The organism is Streptomyces sp. CA-243310, assembly GCF_050936775.1.
In the GTDB taxonomy this organism is placed as follows: Bacteria; Actinomycetota; Actinomycetes; order Streptomycetales; family Streptomycetaceae; genus Streptomyces.
On record NZ_JBNJMF010000003.1, the window covers coordinates 506,829 to 527,829 of the forward strand.

Here is a 21,001-nt window from a genome sequence, read left to right on the forward strand (position 1 = left end):
GACCAACAGGCCTTAATAGAGTTGCCCTTGAGGCAACGTCATGTTATTTATCCCGGCGCATGTCGGGGCTGGTCAGAGCCCATCCCGCATTGCTGCCCCCTCACTCGATTCTCGGAATGCCCGCAGCGTCGGGAGCGTCGGCTCGTGTGATCATCTAGATGCCGTTCTCGATCTCACGCGCTCTACGGGTGCGCTATAGACAGGTCAACATCTGACATGAAACCGTCAATAATTTCGGGCCGGACGACTATCGAACGCCGGGGGAGACTCGGCGCTCTGGCGACGCTCACCGTTGCCGCCTCCATATTCGGAACCACCGCCGCCGCCGCTCTTCCGGCGCAGCCCGGCAGCGTGGCCTTGCCGGCCAACGCCCGTCAGTACGCGCTGGATGCGTGGCTGATTGGCGGGATTGGCGTCCAGAGATCGGCTGAAAAGGCCCTCACGGGCTCGCCTGCCGAGCTGGAATCGTTCCTCCGGACGGGACTTCACCGTGCCACGGTGGACGATACGCGCGTCGCGGTACTGAGAATGCTGCCGAACGCCGACAAGGGTGTGTCCGACGCCGCCCAGAAGGCCCTCTCCGGCACGGATGCAGAACTGCTGGAGTTCGTCAAGTCCGGTTATGAGAAACCCCTCCAGGACGACCGGCGGGTGGCCGTACTGCGGTTGATGCACGACGGCGGAAAGGCCATGAACCGTGAGGGCCAGCGGGCCCTCGACAACGGGACGCCCAAGGCCCTGGACGCATTTCTTCAAGAAGGCCGGCACAAGGCCTCCTTCGAGGACAACCGGGTGCGGGTCATGAGCCTCATGAACTCAGGCGGCCCCGCCATGCAGCAAGCCGGATCACGGGCCTTGGACGGTGGCGCGCAGGAGATCCTCACCTTCCTGGAGTCCGGTCAGGACCTGGCCCGTGCACGCGACATGGAGAGCATGACCGTAGCCCAGCTGGGCCAGGCCGCCACCGAGGCCGGGAAGCAGGCCAAGGTCGAGGCCGAGGGGGCCAAACTGGCCGCGGAACGGGCGGACACCGCGGCCCGTCTCGCCAAGGAGGCCGCCGTGAAGGCGGCTGCGGAGACGGCCGCCGCTCAGGGTGACGCGGACAAGGCCGGACGAGCCGCCTACCGCGCCGCGGAAGCCGCGAAGGGCGCGGCCGACGCGGCTCGTACAGCGGTATCCGCGTCGAACACCGCTGTCGCGGCAGCCCGCGCGGCCGCAGGCGCAGCCTCCAACGCCGCCTCCGCCGCGGCAGCCGCAGGCAATGCCGCAGCGCGCGCCTACCGGGCCGCCAACGCTGCCATCGGTGACGCGGGGCAGGCCGCCAACGCCCGCAAGCTCGCCGTGGAGGCGCGGAACGCCGCCGCAGGCGCCCGTAGTGCCGCCTCCGCGGCCGATGCCGCAGGCATCGCCAGCCGACAGGCCGGCGCCTCCGGACAGGCAGCAGCCCGCGCGGGCCAGAACGCCGCCGCCGCGGCTGCCGCCTCCGCCGAGGCCGGCGCCCAGTCAGGAGTGGCTGGCGCCGAGGCGCAACGGGCCAAGCGGGCAGCCGCCGACGCCAAGGCCGCCGCGGACCAGGCAACGCATGCAGCAGACCGCGCTGTGCGACTGGCCAACCAGGCCGCTGCCGCGGCCACGGAATCGCACCGCTACGCGAACTCCGCCGCCGATCACGCGGAGGCGGCCGCCAAGGCCGCCGACGAGGCCGCAGCTCACGCGGGTGAAGCGGACGCGGAGGCCAAGAAGGCGGCTGCCCATGCGCTGGCCGCCCTTCAAGCCGCGGAGAACGCGCAGGAGGCCGTCAAGCAGGCGGGCAGTGTGGACGCCCTCGCCCGGGAGGCGGAGCAGGTCCGTCTGGACGAGATGCAGGCCGAGGCCGTCAAGGCCGCCCAGGATCTGAAGGCCTACGAGGAGGAGGCGGGCAGCTTCGGCCAGATGGCCCAGACGCAGGCCGAACTCGTCGATGCCGACGCCAAGAAGCTACTGGCCGAGGCGAACGCGCAGTTGGGGAACAACGACGTCGAAGCAGTGTCCCTGGCCCGTAGGGCCGCCGTCCGGATGCTGAAGAGCACGGGCGCCTGGACCAGAAAGGCGGTCCACACCACTCTCACCGGATCCGATGCCGCGGTGCTCGACTGGCTGCGCACCCAACGCGTCGAGGCCGGGTTCCAGGACGACCGCGAGACGGCCTTGGCCGTCGCCAAGATGGGCACGGCCAAGACTGCCGCAGCCGCACAGACGGCGATGGCAAAGGGGCCCGCCGAGGTGAGCACCTTCCTCAAGTCCGGCATGTTCGAGGGCCAGTACGACGAGTACCGGGTCCGTACCCTGCGCGTGATGGAAGGCGCGGGCAAGGCGGTAAAGGCCGCAGGTACGAAGGCGCTCGACAACGGCTCGACAACGGCGCTCCAGCAGTTCCTGACCGTCCAGTACCCCAAGGCTCTCGCCGAGGACGATCGCGTCGAAACCCTGCGACTTCTGGAGCAGGGCGGTCCGAACGTGAAGTCCGCCGCGCGCGCGGCGCTGGAGGGTCCTTCCTGGGTGATCCGGGTGTTCGTTTCCCAGGTGCAGTTCACCGCGGCGCAGGCCGACCAGGACACCGTCGCGCACGTGGCGGCGATCCGTACGCAGATCAGCATCGCGGCGCAAACCGCGGCCGAGGCCTACGACCACGCGGCCACCGCCGCCGCGGCGGCCGCACGCGCCCAGGGCAGGGCGGACGACGCCAACAAGTACGCGGAGCAGGCACGCAGGTCGTCCAATGACGCACTGGGCTTCGCCAATACCGCTCGCGCGCACGCGAAGAGCGCGGACAAGTCCGCCACGGAAGCCGCCGCGTCGGCGCAGACCGCCAAGAACGCCGCGCAGACGGCGAAGGTCGCCGGCCGTCAGGCGAACTACAGCGCCAACCAGGCGACGGCGTCCGCCGTCACCGCAAGCAACTACGCGGCCGGTGCCGCCGAATCCGCCGGCCGCGCAAGGGCGGCCGCGCTGGCAGCCGGCAAGGATGCCGCTGCAGCCGATCAGGCCGCCAAGGAAGCGTGGCAGTTCGAAGCCACCAAGCGGCACGAGGAACAGCAGGCCGAGGCCGCGGCAGCCCGCAAGACGGCCGAGGACAACGCAACGGCCGGGTACCGGCCGCAGGACGACCCGAAGAACGACCTGCCGAACCCCATCCACAGCAACGCGGGTGTTCCGGACTACGTTCGCGACATCGTGGGCTTCTTCAGTCTGCGAGGAGCGATCGACGGAGTGGGTCTCGCTCTGGGGGGTCGCTTCGAGGAGTCCGGAGAGTCCTTCAAGGGATTCATCGGTCCCTTCTTCACCGGCCAGGTGGGAGGCTGGGCCAGCTCAGTCGGTCAGATTGGTCCGGTCACGGGAGTGATTGGTAGGTTCGGTGTGCGTCTCTTCGGTTGGCCCGTGGCCATCGGAGCAACCCTCATCGACTATGCCATTCCGAAGGGCGGCTTGGTGTGGGACCGGCACCTCGGTCCTCTGGGGCAGCCGCTCCCTGAAGCCCCGATCATGTGACGGTGAAAATGAACGCGATCAGCAGGTGGCTCGAGTCCTTGCAGGGAGGGGGATTCGTCAAGGGTTCCTCCGCAGGACTGCGCGAGATGTTTCTCGGCTGGCGCTCGTTGTTCCTCGGGTGCTGTGGCATGGTGCTGGGCTTCGGCGGGGCGATAACGAACGACGGGATCGGGGTCAGGTTGATCCTGCTCGGCATAGGAATCGTCTCCGTACCCCTGGCTGTCGCGTCGTGGAAGCAGATGAAGAGGCCAAGGTGACGGGCCAGTGACCATGATCGCCATCTGACGTTTTGGCCGGACGGCGGGTACCGCCCCCTTGAGGGGAGGCGGTACCCGCCGTTCCCGGCTTGATCGTCACCCCAGGTTCGTGGCCCGTTGAGCGTGTCATCGCCTGCGGTGATCTCTGGCGTCGCGGTGCATCATGGCCATGACATGCACGTTCGTCGGGCCCTCCCCGCGCCCACCCCCGCCCCCGGCCGGCAGGCCTGCATCCGGCGGCGTTCATAATCTCTGCATGCCCCAAGAACGTCTCCCCGACATATCGGTGATCATCGCTGCCTACAACGCGATGCCCTACCTGACCGAGTGCCTCGACTCGGTCGCGGGCCAGACGCTGGGCATGGCCCGGCTGGAGATCATCGCGGTCGACGACGGGTCCACGGACGGGACCGGCGCCGAGCTGGACCGTTTCGCCGCCCTCCACCCACAGGTGCGGGTGGTGCACCAGGCGAACTCCGGCGGCCCGGGCGGCCCCCGCAACAGAGCCCTCGACCTGGCCCGGGGCCGGTTCGTGTTCGCCCTCGACGCCGACGACTACCTCGGCCCGGAGGCGTTGGAACGGCTCCTGACGATGGCCGACGCGCAGGGCAGCGACATCGTGCTCGGCCGCCACGTGGGCCTCGGCCGCACCGTCTCCGAGAAGGCCTACCGCCACGCCGAGGTCGCGGACCTGTACACCTCCGAGGTCTACCGGTCCCTGCACGTCGCCAAGCTCATCCGTCGCCAGATCATCGAGGCCGACCGCATCCGCTTCCCGGTCGACCTCTGGTACGGCGAGGACCAGGTCTTCGTCACCGCCGCCTACCTGGCCGCCGGCACGATCTCCGTCGTGGGCGACTACGACTGCTACTACCTGCGCCTGCGCGAAGACGGACAGAACATCACCTCGCGCAGCCGGACCGCCGACGAGACGGTGCGCCACATCGAGCGCGTCATGGCCCTGGTGGCCGAGCGGGTACAGGACCCCGTGGGCCGCCGGCGCATGCTGGGCCGCCACTTCCGCAGCCTGATCCGTACGGCACTGCTCCCGGCCGTCAACGCCCGACACCGCAACCCGGGGTTCACCGCCGAGGTGTACGCCCGGGGGCGGGCGCTCGTCCAGGCGTACTGGACGCCCGACATGGGCGACGAGCTGTCCCGGATTGACTGGATTCGCCTGTACGCCTTCGTCAGCTGCGCGCCGAGTGCCTTCGAGCGGCTCATGGAGTACGACCCCGCGGTGGAGCCGGCCGAGGACCTGGCGGAGAACGGCCGGGTGTACCGGCTCTACCCGCTGTTCCGGGATCCGACCGCCGGCCTCCCGGACGTCCTGTTCGACGTCACGTCGAAGCTGCGCGCCCAGCACTTCCTCGCGTCGATGGCCTGGAAGGGCGGCAAGGTCAGCTTGACCGGTCACGCGTACGTGGAGTCGCTGAGCACCGCCCGGCTGGGCGGCGACCTGGTACTTCGGGAACGCGACAGCGGCCGGGAACACACCGCCGAGGTCGTCGTGGTCGCCTCCCCGGACCTGGGGGAGGGCCTGGACACCGCCGGCTTCCGGGTCGAGGCGAACCTGGCCGTGGTGGACGGCGGCGCCCCCATCGGACCGGGCGTGTGGGACGCGTTCCTGGACGTACGGGCCGACGGGGTGACCCGCCGGGTGCGGCTGGGCCGCAAGCACGCGCCGGACCTGGACCGCACCGCGCGCCGCCCCCGCGTCGTGGCCCGCGACACGGCGAGCGGCACGGAACTCGCCGCCTGCCCGTTCTTCACCATCCACGACAACCTCAGCATCGAGGTGGTCCGCCGCTTCTCCCTGACGGCGGGCTGAGTGGCACTGTCCTCACCCCCATGGGTCGAGGCCGGGCGATGTGATTCGCCCGGCCTCGAGATGTGTGTACCTGATGGGTGCCGTGGAGAGCGGTACCCGCTACCTCGCCCGGCTCAGGAGACGCCCCACGCGCCGACTTCCGTGGGGCTGATCGGTGTGCCGATCTGCCGGGTGTGGGTTGGACGTGCATGGGCCGTCCGGCACCGGCTTCACGCATGGTGGCCATTCGCGCCGGGCGCCTGCGTAGGTGATGACGCAGGCTTCTCTCACCGGAACCGGCGCGAACGCGTGCTGTCGCGCCGGCTCCATGGACAGCACTATCCGAAGGTGCCGGTGGCCCAGAGGGAGCCGCCCTTGCCCTGACCGCCGTCCTTCTTGTAGAGGACGAGGTTGCCGTCGCTCTGGAAGTGCAGGTAGGCGCCGGGGTTGCCGAACGTGGCGGTGGACCAGAAGGAGTTCCCGATGCCGTCGCCGCCGCCCTTGCGGTAGGCGACGAGGTTGCCGTCGCGACCCATGTGGAGGAAGGAGCCGTCGCCGCCGGCGACATCCGAGCTCCACACCTGCTTGGCCTGGTTCTTGTCCCAGATGTACAGACGGCCGTCACGAGCCATGACGAGGATCTTGCTGGGGCTGTCGGACCAGAAGCCTGCAGGGTAACGTCCGTCACTGTTCAGCACGTTGGGACGCAGGTACGTCTCCGTGGCCCACAGGTGATTGCCGATGCCTTCGCCGCCGCCGTTCTTGTAGACGACGAGGTTTCCGTCGTTCTGGAAGGCGAGGTAGGCCCCGGCGTTGCCGAAGGTGGCAGTGGACCACAGGTGGCCGCCCTTGCCGTCTCCGCCGGTCTTCGTGTAGATCACGAAGTTGCCGTCGGTCTGCATGACGGCGTAGGCGCCGGGGTTGCCGTAGGTGTTGCTGGACCACAGGGCGGCGCCCTTACCCTCGCCACCACTGTTGTGGTAGATCACCATGTTGCCGTCGGCCTGCATGCTGAGCTTGAGGTGCTTGCCGACGAGAGTGGTGCCGGACGCGATGACCTGGCCGGACTTGATCACGAACCCGGGCGTGGACTGGATCCACTCACGGAGGTCGTCGACGCGGGCGGAGACGGCGCCGGTGCGCGTCTCGGTGGGGCTGGTGCCGAGGCATCCACCCTGCCAGGAGCGGCTGTTGACGGCGATGAGTTCGCCGGCGGCGTTGAGGAGCGGGCCGCCGGTGTCGCCCTTGCAGAGGGCGTCGGTGCCCTTGCCGGTGATGGCCAGGGTGGTGGCGTCCGAGGCGGTGACGGTGAAGGCGCCGGTGTGGGGTTTGTCGGGAACCCACTCGGTCTTCGTCCGCCCGAACCCGGCCGCGGTCGTCTCCGCACCGGCGGCGGGAGCGGTGGCGGCCACCTTGACGGCGTTTATGCCAGTGGCAGCAGCGGTCAGGCGCGCCAGAACCACGTCACGGTCGGCGCGCGGGAGGACCTCGGAGACCTCGACGGTCTTCCCGTCGCTGAGGGTCGCGATGGTCTTCAGGGCGGGCTTGCCGGCGGGGACCGTCTGACCGGGAGTGGTGGCGAAGCAGCTCGCCGCGGTCAGGACCCAGGAGGAGTCGACGAGGGTGCCGGTGCAGGCACGGCTGTTGGTGTCGTCGCCGATGTTCAGCTTGACGATGGCCGTGTGCCCGCCGGCCGTCGCCTCGGGGCCGGTGACCGCTTGGGCAGGGCCGGCCGAGACCAGGCCCGCGGCGACCGCGGTCGCTGTCATGAGCAGGCTGGTCACCCGCGCCGGGCGCGGAAGAATCGTGGTCATGCGGAGCTTCCTTGGGGGAGTCGAGTGGGGACGCGATGACCCGCGAGACGTGCCGTGTGAATGCGGGCCCGCCACCGAAGGCAGTGAGTCCGGGGGCGCGTGACACAAGGCCCCGCTCGCTCCGGGACGCGAATCCTGGTGCGAGCGGGGCCGACTGGCCGATCGATCCGGGCTGTGGGTCAGTTGTTCCAGGTGGGGGTGGTGGCGAGGTTGCCGGGCGCCGCGGGAAGGCCCTGGAGCGGCACCTGCGCGGGAGAGTCCCAGGTGCGGTCGGTGTGGCGGATGGTGTGCAGGACCTTGCCGTCGGCGGTGGTCACGGAAACCTGGACCTCGCCGTTGACGGCGGCCGCGGAGACCGACTTCGCGGTCACGGTGCCCAGGACGTCCTTCAGCTCACCGAAGGGGGCCCAGGTGCCGTTGAAGTTGCGGATGGTGTGGTACTGGTGGGCGCCGTTGTCGGTCGCGATGACGAAGTGGGCCTCGTCGCCGCTGCCGGCGGCGCTGATCGCGCCGATGGGACCGGTGTTGCCGGCGGCCTGGGCGACGTTGCCCCAGCCCAGCCAGTTGCCGTTGGTCTGGCGGATGGAGTGGTAGGCCTTGCCGCCGGAGACGAGGGCGACCTGGAGCTCGCCGCGGACGCTCGCGGTGGCCGAGGCCGTCACGTTGCCGACGGAACCGCTGGAGATGTCCTTGAATCGCGACCACTGGCCGGCCGCGTTGCGGACGGTGTGGAAGGCCTTGCCGTCGGCGACGGCGATGACGTGGAGGTCCCAGCCGGTGTTCGTGGCGGAGACCTGAGTGAGGTTGCCGAGGGTGGCTGCCTGGGAGAAGACGTCACCGAAGGTGCCCCAGGTGCCGTCCTGCTTGCGGACGGTGTGGAAGAGCCCGCCGCTGTTGCTGATGGCGAGGACGTGGGTGTCGCCGTTCATGCCCACGGCCGCGGAGGACCTGATTCCGCCCAGGCTGCCGGCCTTGGTCTGGACGTCGGTGAAGTCGGTCCAGGAACCGTCGGGCATACGGACACCCTGGTAGAGGCTGCTGCCCGACTGCACCAGGGCCTGGGTCTTCCACCCCAGGGCGCGGGCACGGTACCCGTCGATCCACTCACGCAGGTCGTCGACGCGGGCGGAGACGGCGCCGGTGCGCGTCTCGGTGGGGCTGGTGCCGAGGCAACCACCCTGCCAGGAACGGCTGTTGACGGCGACGAGCTCGCCGGCGGCGTTCAGGAGCGGGCCGCCGGTGTCGCCCTTGCAGAGGGCGTCGGTGCCCTTGCCGGTGATGGCCAGGGTGGTGGCGTCCGAGGCGGTGACGGTGAAGGCCCCGGTGTGGGGCTTGGCGGGAACCCATTCGGTCTTGGTCCGCCCGAACCCGGCCGCGGTCGTGTCCGTACCGGCGGCGGGAGCGGCGGTGGCGCGCTTGACGCCGGTGAGGCCGGTGGCCGGGGTGGCCAGGCGGGCGAGGACCACATCGCGATCCGTGCGCGGCGCGATCTCGGCGACCTCGACGGTCTTGTCATCGCTGAGGGTCGCGATGGTCTTCAGGGCGGGCTTGCCGGCGGGGACCGTCTGCCCAGGCGTGGTGGCGAAACAGCTCGCGGCGGTCAGGACCCAGGAGGCATCGACGAGGGTGCCGGTGCAGGCGCGGCTGTTGGTGTCGTCGCCGATGTTGAGCTTGACGACGGAGAGGTGCCGGCCGGACGTCGCTTCCGGGCCGGTCACTGCTTGGGCGGTACCGGCGTTGACCAGACCGGCGGTGAGTGCCGTCGTGGTCACGAGAAGACCGGTCATCCGTGCCGGGCGCGGACGGAGAACAGACATGTGGAGCATCCTTTGATCCGGGATTCGGTGCGCGGGCGCGCTTGAACGGAGCGAATGCGGGGCGGCCGTGAGCCGGTGACGCGCGGTGCGGTCAAGGTGGAGCGGATGGGCGATGTCGTCGCCACACCGCCCCGAGCCCCGGCCGGGACCGGTGTCACGGGGCGCGGCCCCAAAACGCGGGGGCCTGGTCGGTCAGGCCCCGCGCAGGGGTGGTGCGTTCAGACCCGTCGGCCTCGCGGGCCGGGGAGGGGTCGGACACACTTCCATCTGCAGGTCAGACGCGGTTCCACTTGGCGTTGGCGCCGTTGCCGCAGGCCCACAGGCCGACGGCGGAGCCATCGGCGGTCGCCTCGCTGAAGACGTTCACACACTGGTCGGGCTTCACTGCGCTGGCGATCGTGGCTCCGTCGTAGTTCCACTTCTGCTCGGCGCGACCGTCGCAGGTCAGGGCCTTGAGCTGTGAGGTCTGCGGGGCACCGGTCTCGGCGGTCAGGCACAGGTTGCCGGCGAGGCGCATCTCCTTGGCGGGGGTGTAGTCCCACTGCTGGTTCGAGCCGCCCCAGCAGCCGTAGATGGTGGCGTTGGTCCCGTTGAAGTCCAGGCAGCGGTTCGACTGGGCGCCGATCAGGCTGCTGCTGCCCCAGCGCGGACCGCCTTCCTTCCAACGCACGGTCAGGCTGCCGTTGTTGTCCAGCGTGGCGTACGAACCGTTGCCGCCGTGGGTGCCGGTGGCCCACAGGGCGGTGTTGGTGCCCTTCTTGTAGAGGACGAGGTTGCCGTCGGCCTGCATGGACAGGTACGAACCCCAGTCCCAGGTGTACTTGCCCCACACCTCGCGGCTGGTGGCCACGTCGCGGACGAGGACGTTGCCCTGGATGTCCATCATCAGGACGTTCTTGCCGTTGGTGAGCCAGTGACCGGGCATGAGCTGCGCGCCGGAGGTGAGCTTGTCACCGCGGGGGTAGGTGTCGGAGTGCCACAGGTGGCCGCCGATGCCGTGGCCGCCGTCCTTGGTGTAGACGACGAGGTTGGCGTCGCCCTGCAGTTCAAGGCGGGCGCCCGTGTTGCCGCCGGTGCCGGACGCCCACAGGGCGCCCGCGGCATCGTCGCCGGTGGTGCCCTTCTTGTACACGACGAGGTTGCCGTCGGCCTGCATCCTGGCGAACGCGCCCGTGTTGCCGCCGGTGCCGGACGCCCACAGGGCGCCGCCCTTGCTCTGTCCGCCGGTGCGGTGGTAGAGGACCAGGTTGCCGTCGTCCTGCATGATCAGCTGGGCGTTCTCGGAGGCCAGGGTCTCGCCCGACTTCAGGGTCTGTCCGCCCTTGACCACGACGGGGCGCTGCCGCGCCGAGTCGAGCCAGCCGGCCAGGCCGTCGGTACGGGCCGCGACCGCGTTGGTACGGGTCTCCGTCGGGGCGGTGCCGAGGCAGCCGCCCTGCCAGGACCTGCTGCCCACGCCGACGAGTTCACCGGCCGTGTTGAGCAGCGGAGCGCCGGTGTCGCCCTTGCACAGGGCGTCCGCGGCGGTCTTGCCGACGACGTCGAACGCACCGGCGCTCGCGGCGGTCACGCTGAAGTTGGCCTGGTGGAGCCGGTCGGGCACCCACTCGGTCTTCGTGCGTCCGTAGCCGGCGCCGATGAGCTGGGCGCCCTGGACCGGGGCGGCCGTGGCGAAGTTCGCCGGGGTGATGTCGGTGACCGAGCGCTCCAGCCGGGCCAGGACCAGGTCCCGGTCGTCGCGGGGCACGAGATCGATGACCTTGAGGGTCTGACCGTTGCTCAAGGTGGCGGTGGCGGGCTGCTGCGGCTGCCCTGCCGGGACGGCCTGTCCCGGGGTGCCGGCGAAGCAACTGGCGGCGGCGGCCAGCCACTGGTCGTCGACCAGAGCGGCGGTGCACGCCCGGGCAGTGGCCTCGGAACCGATGTTCAGCCGGGCGGCGAACGTGTACTTCCCGGCGGTGGCAGGGGTCCCCACCACGGCTTCGGCGGTGCCGGCGGACAGCAGCGAAGCGGCGATGCCTGCCGTCATGCAGGCAGCCAACCACTTCGGTCTCGGACGGACGAAGGACATGCTTCCTCTTCATGTAGGACTCTTCACGCGGTCAACCGGCACAGCCGGAGGGTGAAGAGCCAGGGTGGTTCAAGAGCGCGCGAACACGGACGTGCGAGCTCCGCCTCATGGTGGTGCGATGTGCGGTGCGCGAGCGGGGTGCGAGCGGGGTGCGGGTTTCGCCTCGGTCGCCGATGTGGCGGCCTGCCGGCCTGAGGGGCCTGAGGTCTGGGCAGTGGTCCGCCCCCGCCGTCGGCGTCCGGCGGTCGACCTCCCGCGCCGTTCCCGCCGACCGAACGACGAGTCTGGCCTCTCCCATGCACCCGCGCTTCGGATCCCCCCGTACGCGGCTGCTCGATCACGCGGCTGTTCCATTACGCGGCTGTTCGATGCGGTACCACGAGAGGTCCCGGCCGGCCGTGAGGGCGGCTACGTCGTGCCGCGTGGAACGGGCTGCCTACTTCGAGGCGGTGAGCGCGACGAGCGCGTGGTCGCGCTTCTCCTTGTCGGCGGTCTTGCCGACGCCGACCCACTCGTTCTTCGGCACCTCGAAGGAGACCTGGGTGTTCTCCACCGTCATGTCGACGTGCACCTTGTAGTCGTTGGAGCGCACGGCGTAGACACGCGGCAGTTCGAGGACCAGCGAGCCGCCGTTGCCGGTGACCCGGAAGCAGAAGGGCTTGTTCGGCTCGTTGTGGCTGTAGACCTCGATGCGGTTGGGGTCGACATCCGTCCCGCAGGCGGTGTAGACGATGTGCCCATCGCCGCTCTTGAGCTTGATGCCGCGGGCCGCGAGAGCCGCGGCGGCCTCCGCCTGCGGGTACTGGAAGTCCTCCACCGCGATCGGGGGGACATCGGCGCCGGTGGCCTGGACTCCGGCGCCGCCGGCGCGTCCGTCCACGGCGACCGCGACGCCCGCCATCGCGATCACTCCGGCGACGGCACTGGCGAGAAGTACGGCAGGAGAGAGCTTCATCAGCTTCCACTTTCGAGGATCATGCGACGGGGGGCAGACGGGTGCCTGCGGGTCGGCCGTCTGACAGCCAACCAGGTCCCCCGTGCTTCCCCCTGGTTGTCCTGCAAGCCACGCCTGTCGCACTGCTGTGGTCCGGGACGGCAACGGCATTCCTATCATTTGTCTTTGCAATGACCCAAGTTGACGAGCTGTGAGCTAATTAACACACGTTCCTGTGAGTCGTTCCGGGAGCTTCCAGCAGGTCATTCTTTCGCAATAACTTCCCTTCAAGCATGGGTGGTTGTGGGGTTGGAGCGCATGATTCCGCATTCTTGCCGCTGCCCGGATTACCCTCTTCCGCTTTCCGTGGGCGGGCGTTCCTGCTGCGACCATGACGGCGACCAATTGAAATGTCAGGCCGGAAGCCCCGTGCTTCCGGCCTTGTTTGATGAAGTGGGGGATGGCGAAGTGTCGGAGAAAGACACGCGTTTCCGGGTGAGACCGGCGTGGGGTGGGGTGTTCAGTCGATCCTCGGTCGTGGGGGCACTGTCCCTCGCGATGGGGGCCGGACTGCTGGGCGGAGTGTCCGCGTCCGCGGCGGAGCCGGCCAAGCCGTTGCCGCCGAACGAGCGTGCCCAGTTGCTCGCGTTGTGGCGCAGCGGTGGCGACGAGACCAAGGCCGGCGCGGAGAAGGTGCTCGCGGCTCCCGATGCCGCCGTTCACGACTTCCTCGTGAACCAGGCGCCCGAACTTGTCCTGGTGGACAACCGGGTCAGGGCGCTGCAGCTGATCAACGAGAGCGGACCCTCGGTCCGCAAGGGCCTCAACCAGGCTCTGAGCGGGACCCCCGAGCAGCTCTCCGCCTACCTCGCCTCCGGCTGGGGGCAGTCGCTGATCGAGGATCAGCGCATGGCCGTGCTCCAGGTGATGAACGGTGCGGGTGACTCGGTTCGCGAGGCCGGCACCAAGGCGATCGACAAGGGCACCGTCGACGCGATGACGGGATTCCTCACCGAGGGCCAACCGGTGGCCCAGGAGGAGGACGAGCGGATGGAGATCCTGCAGATCTCCGCCTCCGCGGGACCGCTGCTCAAGAAGGCCGCGCAGGCGGCACTGAGCGGCACCCCCGCCGAGATGCACGAGTTCCTGACGAACGGGCAGCACCTCGCGCGTGCCCGCGACCAGGAGACCCTCACGGTCACTCAGCTCGCCGACCTGGCGAACAAGGCGAGCGACACGGCCAAGGCCGAGACCGAGGCTGCCAAGGAGGCCGGCGCCAAGGCGGAACTGGCCGCCACGCTGGCGAAGGCCGCGGCGGAGAAGGCCAAGAAGGAGACGGCCGCCGCCAAGGAGTCCTCGCAGGAGGCCGCTCTGAAGGCGCGCGAAGCGGCCAAGGCCGCCAGTGGCGCGGCCGACGCGGCGCGCACCGCCATCCGCGCGTCCAACACCGCCATCTCCGCGGCGCGCACCGCGGCCAGCGCCGCCTCGTCGGCGGCAGCCGCTGCCTCCGCCGCAGGCAACGCCGCCGCCCGGGCATACGATGCCGCGTCCGCCGCGTCCAGGGACGCCGGCCAGACGAAGGCCGCCCGTGAGGCGGCCGACCAGGCGCGCATCGCCGCGGACGGGGCACAGCTCGCCGTCACCTCCGTGTTCCGGGCCATCGAGGCCCTGTCGGGTGCCACCAGCGCCGCACGCTCGGCGGCCAGCGCGGGCAACAACGCGGCGGCAGCCGCCACGGCAGCCGCCGACGCCAGCGCGCAGAAGGGTCTCGCGGCCGAGGACTCGCGCCGTGCGTCCGAAGCGGCGGCCAGGGCCCGTTACGCCGCGGCGACCGCGAACAACGCGGCCGACGCGGCCGAACGACTCGCCGCCAAGGCCACCACCGCGGCCCGCGGGGCGCACAAGGCGGCCTCCGACGCGGTCACCCACGCCCGAGCGGCCGCGAAGGCCGCCGACGAGGCGGTGGCCCAGGCCGGCAAGTCCGTCGACTACGCCAACAAGTCCGCGGAGCACGCCCTGGCGGCAGTCGCCGCGGCGAAGACGGCCTCAGACGCCGTGGCCCAGGCCGACAAGGTCTACGAAGCGGCCCGCGCCACCGAGGACGCCCAGCTGGAGGCGCAGAAGGAAGAGTTCGCCCGCGTGGCGGCAGAGGTCAAGAAGCAGGAGCAGGAACAGGCGACCAAGGCCGCCGACAACCGTGCCGAGGCCGCCCGCCGCGACGCGCAGACCACCAAGCTCCTCGCGGACGCGGTGGCCCCGGGCGTGACCCCGGCCAACGCGGTGACCAAGGGCCGCACGGCCGCACTGCGCCTGGTCACCACCGGTGGCCCGTGGACGCGCCAGGCCGCGGAGGACGCGCTGACGGGTACCGACGGCGAAGTCCAGGCATGGCTGAACGCCTCGCGGAAGCAGTCCGAGGAACAGGACGACTGGGCGCGCGTCAGCCACATGGCCGACAGCGGCTCGACGCCCCTGCGGCAAGCAGCGAAGACCACCATGCAGGGCTCCTACACCAACGTCACCACCTTCCTGAAGACCGGGCAGTTCGACGCGCAGCAGGAAGAGATGCGCGAGCGGGTGCTGGAGATCTCCGGCGCCGGTGGTGCGCAGGTCAAGAAGGCCGCCACGGCCGCCATCGACGCACGCACCACCGACGCCCTGCGCACCTTCCTGGACACCGGTTGGTTCGCGGCGCGCGAGGAGGACGACCGCGCGACGGCGCTCCAGCTCAAGGCGAGCGGTGGCGCGCAGGTCAAGGCGGCGGCCTTCGTCTCCCTTGAGGGCTCGGCGCGCATGCTGCACGACTTCGTGACGGTCGGCCGTTACCGGGCGGCCCAGCTCGACCAGGACGCGGCGTCCCACGCCGCGAACATCAAGGGCCTGATCGCCGGCGCGGCCAATGCGGCGGCGACCGCCAACCAGAACGCCCAGCAGGCCGTGGAGGCCGCGGCCAAGGCCAAGAACGCGTCCGATGAGGCGATCAAGGCCGCCAATGAGGCCCTGAAGGCCAAGAACCAGGCCGCCGTCTACGCCGCGGACGCGAAGAAGTCCGCCGAGTCGGCCGATGCCTCGGCCAAGCAGGCCACCGCCTCCGCCAAGCAGGCCCGCAGCGCGGCCCAGCAGGCCCAGAGCGCGGCCAGGCAGGCCGACGCCTCCGCGGCTTCCGCCCGTTACTCCGCCTCCAAGGCCGCCTCGTACGCCGCGGACGCCCAGCAGTCCGCCCTGTCGGCCCGCGCATCGGCTTACGCCGCGGGCCAGGACGCCAACGCCGCCGCGAAGGCGGCCGTGGACGCCTGGGACATCGCCGTACGGAAGGTCCTCGAGGCGTACAAGACCTGGACGGCACCGAGCACCGGGGCGATCGACGCCACGGGTACCGGCGGCCAGCAGCCCGGGGACGGTCAGGCGGGTCACCCCGAGTACGACTCCGCGTCGGTATGGGAGCACATGCTCGCGGGCGTGGCTCCGAGCGGCGTGCTCTTGAGCGGACATCTCGCCACATGCGTCAAGGGCCCGCTGGCATGCGAGCTCTACGGCTACTGGACCACGCGGCCGGGCAGCCCCTACAACCTCTCCCCGGGCCAGATGGACAGGTTCCTCGCCGACAAGGCTTGGGCGAAGAGCAGCCGGGAAGACATCAACACGGCCTTGGGCCGGATGACGTCGACCTGCCAAGGGCAAGTGGGCACCACCTGCCGCGTCAACCTGGACACCCGCTGGAACAGCGGTGAAGTCGACCCGAACGACGATGACCTCACTTACGCTCTTCGTGGGTACAACTACCGCCAGAGTGGCACCGTCACGATGACGGTCCTCGACGGCGGCAAGGTGCGGGTCACCGGCGACACCCGCGTCGACTTCTTCAAGAACTACAACTTCGACTACGGTGACAAGCTCCTCGGAGGGCTCGTCGATTTGGGCATGTACGCCGAACTCCACAGATACGGCTACGCCCGCGACTATGAGGTCCACGGAAGCAAGACCAAGCCGATCGACATGACGTTTCCCTAGTTCAGGCTGGTCTGCGACGTAGTCGAATGTCTCATGGAGGGGTACATGCGGAAGTCGGGAAACTTGAGGAGCGCCGTTGACAGGCGCTCCAGGACAGCCATGTTCGCAGTCGCTTCCTGCGTTCTTTCCATAGCCTTTGTGGGGGGCTGTGGAGCGGAGGACAGAGATGACGTCCTCAAGGGATTCGAACTGGAACTTCCAACCTGTCCGACCGAGAATCTGACGTTCTCCGGGCAGACGTCTGCGCCGGGCATCCAGCTGGCGATGAGTTTCACGGCTTCCACGAGCTGTGTGGAGACGTACCTCAAGGGTCATGGTGTCGACCTCTCCCGTCCGCTCTACTGGCCCGCTTCCGGATGGGACGTCATCGGGGACCACACGTTCCCACCCACGGAACCGCCCTTCGAACCGGAACACATGAAGCAGTTCAAGCTCGATCTCGACGCGAGCAAGAAGTACAAGATGTACATCGGATTCCGCACGCCGAAGGACGCTGAATTCAGAGTGCTGCTGGATCCTGAGGGGGGCAATACCTCCCTCTACATGGAATCAAGGTCGGCGGGCCGAGTGAGAATGGGTGGCTGACTTCGCACTTCACGCCGGCTCGAAACTGCGGATGACCGCCGGCGAGAGCCGGGTGGCGTGGCTTTGGTGTCGCGAACCCCGAAAGACCCGGCCGGACGGATCACATCCAGTCCCGGACTGATCGCATGAAGCATCGGGCCCACCCTGAACCAGGGTGGGCCCGATCTGCGTGTGCCGTGCCGTACCCGATCGCGCTCGCCCGGTCGCTCGCCGCCGATCGTGCGGCCGACCGGGATCGGCGAGACGTGACCTCACCGCCGGTCGAGCACCGGCCCCGACCCGGCGTGGGCTTCAGCCGGGGCCCCGCACCCCACCCGGGGCCCCCTCACCCGAGGCGCTGGGCATGGCCCGGCTGGAGATCATCGCGGTCGACGACGGGTCCACGGACGGGACCGGCGCCGAGCTGGACCGTTTCGCCGCCCTCCACCCACAGGTGCGGGTGGTGCACCAGGCGAACTCCGGCGGCCCGGGCGGCCCCCGCAACAGAGCCCTCGACCTGGCCCGGGGCCGGTTCGTGGTCCGCCGCTTCTCCCTGACAGCGGGCTGAGTGGCACTGTCCCGTCCGGGAGGTGTCCGGGCGGCCCCTGGTCAGCAGCGGTATCCGTCAGGGACTTCAAGCAGCGCCACGAACACCCACACCATCACTGCGGAGCCGACCACACCCCCGAGGAGCGCCAAAGGAAGGCTCCACCTGCCGACGTGTCGGATGAGCACCCACCACCATGCTCCTGCCACGACCGGGAGCAGGACGCCGTGGAAGACCAGCGCGAGCACCTTCGCCGCGCCGTTCACTCCCACATCGCACGCCTGACCTCGTACGTGGATCCCGAGTTCCGACCAACCCGTGAACTGGTCGCCGAGCTGGCGGACTTCCCGAATCCACTGCCCAACGGGGAGGCACGGCAGACCTGTTCGGGTGCGGTGTGCACGGCAGGACTCAGGGAGTAGGACTCGGGCGCGCTCCCGGACCTTCCGCCCATGCCACGCGGGTCGGGCTGGGAACGGACCTGCCCACGGCTTCGGACGCGGCCACCCGGACCTGGTGTCGGACGCCGGATCGAAGCCGCACCGCCACGAGGTGTACCTGTCCTGGATGACCGCCTCCGCCGCGCAGCTCCCCGCCGCGCAGCTCGCCTCCTCCGGAATCGGGTGGCCCGAGGCGAATCCGGACCTTCTCGAACTCGCCCTGCTCGACGGCGTCCGGGACCCGGCAACGATCCTCCGATGAAGGGTTCACCGGGCTGATGTCGAAAGCGGCGGCACGGAGCAGCGCCCGCGGTTGCCGTCGTTCTCGACCCGCGCGCGGTCCGGTACCTGCATGTTCACCGCAGCAGGGCACAGAAGCACCCGCCTCGGACACAAACTTCCACCTCAGTGGCCCTTGCTCTCTGGTGACGGGCAGCTCCGGCGTGTAACTTCTGCTTCAGCTGTCGTGGTTCGCAGTACCTGCCCGCGCCCCTGGCGTGGGTGTTTCGCTGTGCAGTGCCGGACCAGGGCGATCACCTCCGGGTCCGCGTGGTGCGGATCCGACCTTGACTGGAAGGCATGATCATGGCCAGCGGAACCGTGAAGTGGTTCAACGCCGAAAAGGGCTTCGGCTTCATCGCGCAGGACGGCGGCGGACCGGACGTCTTCGCGCACTACTCCAACATCAACTCGACCGGCTACCGCGAGCTCCAGGAAGGCCAGGCCGTGACCTTCGACATCACGCAGGGCCAGAAGGGCCCGCAGGCGGAGAACATCACCGCCGCCTGACCCGCACGTCGACGGCGCCGCCCCGGACACGAACTCCGGGGCGGCGCCGGACCGGTACTCCGGGTGGTCGCTCCGCAACCGGCCGCCGACCTCGGGACGAGGCCGCCGACACGGCTTCAGCCTCCGCCGTCGAGCGCCTGCTAGGGAACTGCTCGGGAACTGCCGAGCCGCCTCGACCGCTTCCCGGCCGAGTTCCTCGAAGGAGGCCCTCCCGGCTCTCCTCCCGTGCGTCCACGCTGATCGCTGATCGCTGATCGCGCAGTGGACGAGGGTTCGCAACTCCGCGGGACGGCCGAGCTCGTGGGCGATGTCTGCCTGGATCATGAACGCGCCGGTGGCGCGGTGTGCAGGGATCCCTCGACGATCTGCTCGGCGCCCCCGTACGCCCGCCCCCACTTCACGGCCCGGCGACCGACGGGCGGGTGGAACACCACACAGGTCCCGAAGTCATCCGCCATCGACTGGAGTGGCGACGGGTCCGCCCCGAGCGCACTGCTTTCCGGGCTGCCATTTTTGGTGCGCCATACAACCATCGGTTCGGCCGGCGAGTCTCACGCCCTCGTAGGAACATTTCCAGGGGGTTCTCGTGAAGTTGTCTCGGATCGCAGCAGCGGTCACCACTGCCGCTCTTGCTCCGGTGGCCCTCATCTCGTCGCCGGCGTTCGCCGCCGGCCCGGACGCCTCGATTGTCGGCAACCCGCCGGCCCCGACCGTTCCCGACCGTGTCGTGCCCGACCAGGCCGCACCCGGTCAGGCCGACGAGGATCGCAAGACCATTCTTGCGATCATTGCCGACCCGATGGCCGGCGGGCGCATGAAGGAAGCCGGCCACAAAGCCATGGCCGCCGGACCAGCGGCCATGCGCACGTTCATCGAGACCGAGCAGCACGAGATCCGTCTCGTTGACTATCGCATCCACGTCATCCGCCTGCTGAACGGCGCCGGCCCCGGCCTCAAGGAAGGCATCACCAAGCTTCTCGACGGCAACGCGACCCTGGCACAGCTGCGCCACTTCTACGAGGTCACGCAGCACGAGCTGCGCGACGACGACAACGAGGTCGACATCTCCCGGCTGCTCGGCACTGCCGGCCCCGGTGTGAAGGAGGCGGCCAAGAAGGCGCTCAAGGGCACCCCCGCCGACCGCATCGCCTTCCTGAAGACGGGGCGGTACCTCGCGCAGGCCTCGGACGACCGGGTCGAGCTGGCCCGTATCGACGAGGCGTGGGACGGCCCCATCCTGAGCGAGGCGATCGGCAAGCTCCTCAGTGGTACCGCGACCCCGGCCCAGTTGCGCGAGTTCCTCGAAGTGACCCAGCACGAGCTGCGCGACCAGGACAACCGCGTGACCATCGCGAAGATCGTCGACGGCGGTGGCCCGGAACTGGTCAAGGCGGGCCGCGCCGCGCTGGCGGGCACCGCCGCCGACCGCGTCGCGTTCCTGGCGACCGGCCGGCACGAGGCCAGTGCCAGGGACAAGAAGGCGCAGCAGGAGGACGACAAGAACCAGAACGGTCAGAACCACAACGGGAACCAGAACCAGAACCAGAACGACTCCGGCAACGGCTCCCACCCCGGTACCGGCACCAAGCCCGGCACCGGCAAGCCCGATGCCGGCACGAACGCGGGCAACACCGCCGTCAACGCCCAAGGCGGCAGCGGCTCCCCGCTCGCCCGCACCGGCGCGGGTGACGCGGTCCTGATCGCGGGCGGCGCGGGCACCGCACTCGTCTCCGGCGCCGGCCTCCTGCTGGCCGCCCGGATGCGCCGCGTCGGCTCCGCGGGCTGACCCGGTACGGGCCCGGGCACCGACCCGGTACGCGATGGTGGTCGGGGCCGGCCGCTGTCGGCCCCGCTTCAGGTGCGGCGCCGCGCGGCCGGAACGTCGCCGTGCGCCATGACGGACCACAACAGCCCCGGGCCGTCGAGGTCGAGGTCACTTTCCGCGCGCGGAATGATCAAGAACTCGGCACGTTTGGAAACCTCGAGTCGGTACAGACGCTCGTTAACACCGGCTTTATCAATCGAGGTAGGAGAAGCGTCATGGGCATCATCGCCTGGATTCTGATCGGACTGCTCGCGGGCTTCATCGCCAAGGCCCTGATGCCGGGCAAGGACCCGGGCGGCGTCATCATCACCATGCTGATCGGCATCGCGGGCGGTCTGCTCGGCGGCTGGCTCGGCAAGGTCATATTCGGCGTCGACTCCATCGACGGCTTCTTCGACCTCTCCACCTGGATCGCCGCCATCATCGGCTCCGTGATCCTCCTCGCCGTCTACCGACTGGTCACCGGCAACAACCGTCACCACCGCCACGCCTGACACGATCCGGTCCCTCCCGGATGGAAACGGCTCCCCCTCCTCGCGAGGGCGGAGCCGTTCCGCTCGTACGGGATCCTGACAGGGGATCTTGTTACGGGGT

15 protein-coding genes and 1 pseudogene are annotated in these 21,001 nt (G+C 69.7%); 10 read left to right on the plus strand and 6 right to left on the minus strand.

Going from position 1 to position 21,001, the window contains the following annotated elements; translation table 11 throughout:
• The first annotated feature begins 216 nt into the window (after positions 1–216).
• The 3 genes from ACQEVM_RS35510 (at position 217) to ACQEVM_RS35520 (ending at position 5,616) form a co-directional block, all read left to right on the plus strand.
• The gene (locus ACQEVM_RS35510) at positions 217–3,528 is read left to right on the plus strand and encodes a hypothetical protein (protein WP_433086315.1); all 3,312 of its coding nucleotides are present in this window, start codon (positions 217–219) and stop codon (positions 3,526–3,528) included.
• A gap of 2 nt (positions 3,529–3,530) precedes the next feature.
• Positions 3,531–3,785 carry a hypothetical protein gene (locus tag ACQEVM_RS35515; RefSeq protein ID WP_433086317.1) on the plus strand — a complete coding sequence of 85 codons (255 nt, stop codon included), beginning with the start codon at positions 3,531–3,533 and terminating at the stop codon, positions 3,783–3,785.
• A gap of 256 nt (positions 3,786–4,041) precedes the next feature.
• Positions 4,042–5,616: a glycosyltransferase gene (locus ACQEVM_RS35520; RefSeq protein ID WP_433086319.1), complete on the plus strand. Its 1,575-nt coding sequence runs from the start codon at positions 4,042–4,044 to the stop codon at positions 5,614–5,616.
• A 317-nt stretch (positions 5,617–5,933) separates the two neighbouring features.
• On the opposite strand, the gene ACQEVM_RS35525 is transcribed toward ACQEVM_RS35520, so the two are convergent.
• The 4 genes from ACQEVM_RS35525 to ACQEVM_RS35540 all read right to left on the minus strand — a co-directional run bounded on the left by ACQEVM_RS35525 (position 5,934) and on the right by ACQEVM_RS35540 (position 12,252).
• Positions 5,934–7,409, minus strand: coding sequence for a trypsin-like serine protease (locus tag ACQEVM_RS35525; RefSeq protein WP_433086321.1), 1,476 nt, complete (start codon positions 7,407–7,409; stop codon positions 5,934–5,936).
• A 179-nt stretch (positions 7,410–7,588) separates the two neighbouring features.
• Positions 7,589–9,226 carry a trypsin-like serine protease gene (locus ACQEVM_RS35530; RefSeq protein WP_433086323.1) on the minus strand — a complete coding sequence of 546 codons (1,638 nt, stop codon included), beginning with the start codon at positions 9,224–9,226 and terminating at the stop codon, positions 7,589–7,591.
• Positions 9,227–9,500: 274 nt separating this feature from the next.
• Positions 9,501–11,255 carry a trypsin-like serine protease gene (locus ACQEVM_RS35535; RefSeq protein ID WP_433086325.1) on the minus strand — a complete coding sequence of 585 codons (1,755 nt, stop codon included), beginning with the start codon at positions 11,253–11,255 and terminating at the stop codon, positions 9,501–9,503.
• Positions 11,256–11,733: 478 nt separating this feature from the next.
• Positions 11,734–12,252: a hypothetical protein gene (locus ACQEVM_RS35540; protein WP_433086327.1), complete on the minus strand. Its 519-nt coding sequence runs from the start codon at positions 12,250–12,252 to the stop codon at positions 11,734–11,736.
• Between the two features lie 516 nt (positions 12,253–12,768).
• Here ACQEVM_RS35540 and ACQEVM_RS35545 point away from each other — a divergent pair.
• The 3 genes and pseudogenes from ACQEVM_RS35545 to ACQEVM_RS35555 all read left to right on the plus strand — a co-directional run.
• Positions 12,769–16,242, plus strand: a complete 3,474-nt coding sequence (locus ACQEVM_RS35545; protein WP_433086329.1) for an ALF repeat-containing protein — start codon at positions 12,769–12,771, stop codon at positions 16,240–16,242.
• Positions 16,243–16,287: 45 nt separating this feature from the next.
• Entirely contained in the window at positions 16,288–16,827 is a 540-nt protein-coding gene (locus ACQEVM_RS35550; RefSeq protein ID WP_433086331.1) for a hypothetical protein, read from the plus strand.
• A 340-nt stretch (positions 16,828–17,167) separates the two neighbouring features.
• A pseudogene (locus tag ACQEVM_RS35555) lies at positions 17,168–17,344 on the plus strand (glycosyltransferase family 2 protein); the annotation flags it as partial.
• A 71-nt stretch (positions 17,345–17,415) separates the two neighbouring features.
• On the opposite strand, the gene ACQEVM_RS35560 reads toward ACQEVM_RS35555, so the two are convergent.
• The gene (locus ACQEVM_RS35560; RefSeq protein ID WP_433086333.1) at positions 17,416–17,619 is read right to left on the minus strand and encodes a hypothetical protein; all 204 of its coding nucleotides are present in this window, start codon (positions 17,617–17,619) and stop codon (positions 17,416–17,418) included.
• A gap of 250 nt (positions 17,620–17,869) precedes the next feature.
• Between ACQEVM_RS35560 and ACQEVM_RS35565 the strand changes: the two genes are divergently transcribed.
• Together ACQEVM_RS35565 and ACQEVM_RS35570 are read left to right on the plus strand one after the other, a co-directional pair.
• Positions 17,870–18,055, plus strand: coding sequence for a hypothetical protein (locus tag ACQEVM_RS35565; RefSeq protein ID WP_433086335.1), 186 nt, complete (start codon positions 17,870–17,872; stop codon positions 18,053–18,055).
• Positions 18,056–18,378: 323 nt separating this feature from the next.
• Entirely contained in the window at positions 18,379–18,582 is a 204-nt protein-coding gene (locus tag ACQEVM_RS35570; RefSeq protein WP_053683670.1) for a cold-shock protein, read from the plus strand.
• A gap of 320 nt (positions 18,583–18,902) precedes the next feature.
• Here the strand turns inward: ACQEVM_RS35570 and ACQEVM_RS35575 are convergent, their stop codons facing one another.
• Positions 18,903–19,040, minus strand: a complete 138-nt coding sequence (locus tag ACQEVM_RS35575) for a hypothetical protein (protein ID WP_433086337.1) — start codon at positions 19,038–19,040, stop codon at positions 18,903–18,905.
• 128 nt (positions 19,041–19,168) lie between these two features.
• Between ACQEVM_RS35575 and ACQEVM_RS35580 the strand changes: the two genes are divergently transcribed.
• A complete protein-coding gene (locus tag ACQEVM_RS35580) occupies positions 19,169–20,368 on the plus strand; it encodes an ALF repeat-containing protein (RefSeq protein ID WP_433086339.1) in 1,200 nt (399 codons plus the stop codon).
• Positions 20,369–20,622: 254 nt separating this feature from the next.
• The gene (locus tag ACQEVM_RS35585) at positions 20,623–20,901 is read left to right on the plus strand and encodes a GlsB/YeaQ/YmgE family stress response membrane protein (protein ID WP_053683645.1); all 279 of its coding nucleotides are present in this window, start codon (positions 20,623–20,625) and stop codon (positions 20,899–20,901) included.
• Positions 20,902–21,001 lie beyond the last annotated feature (100 nt).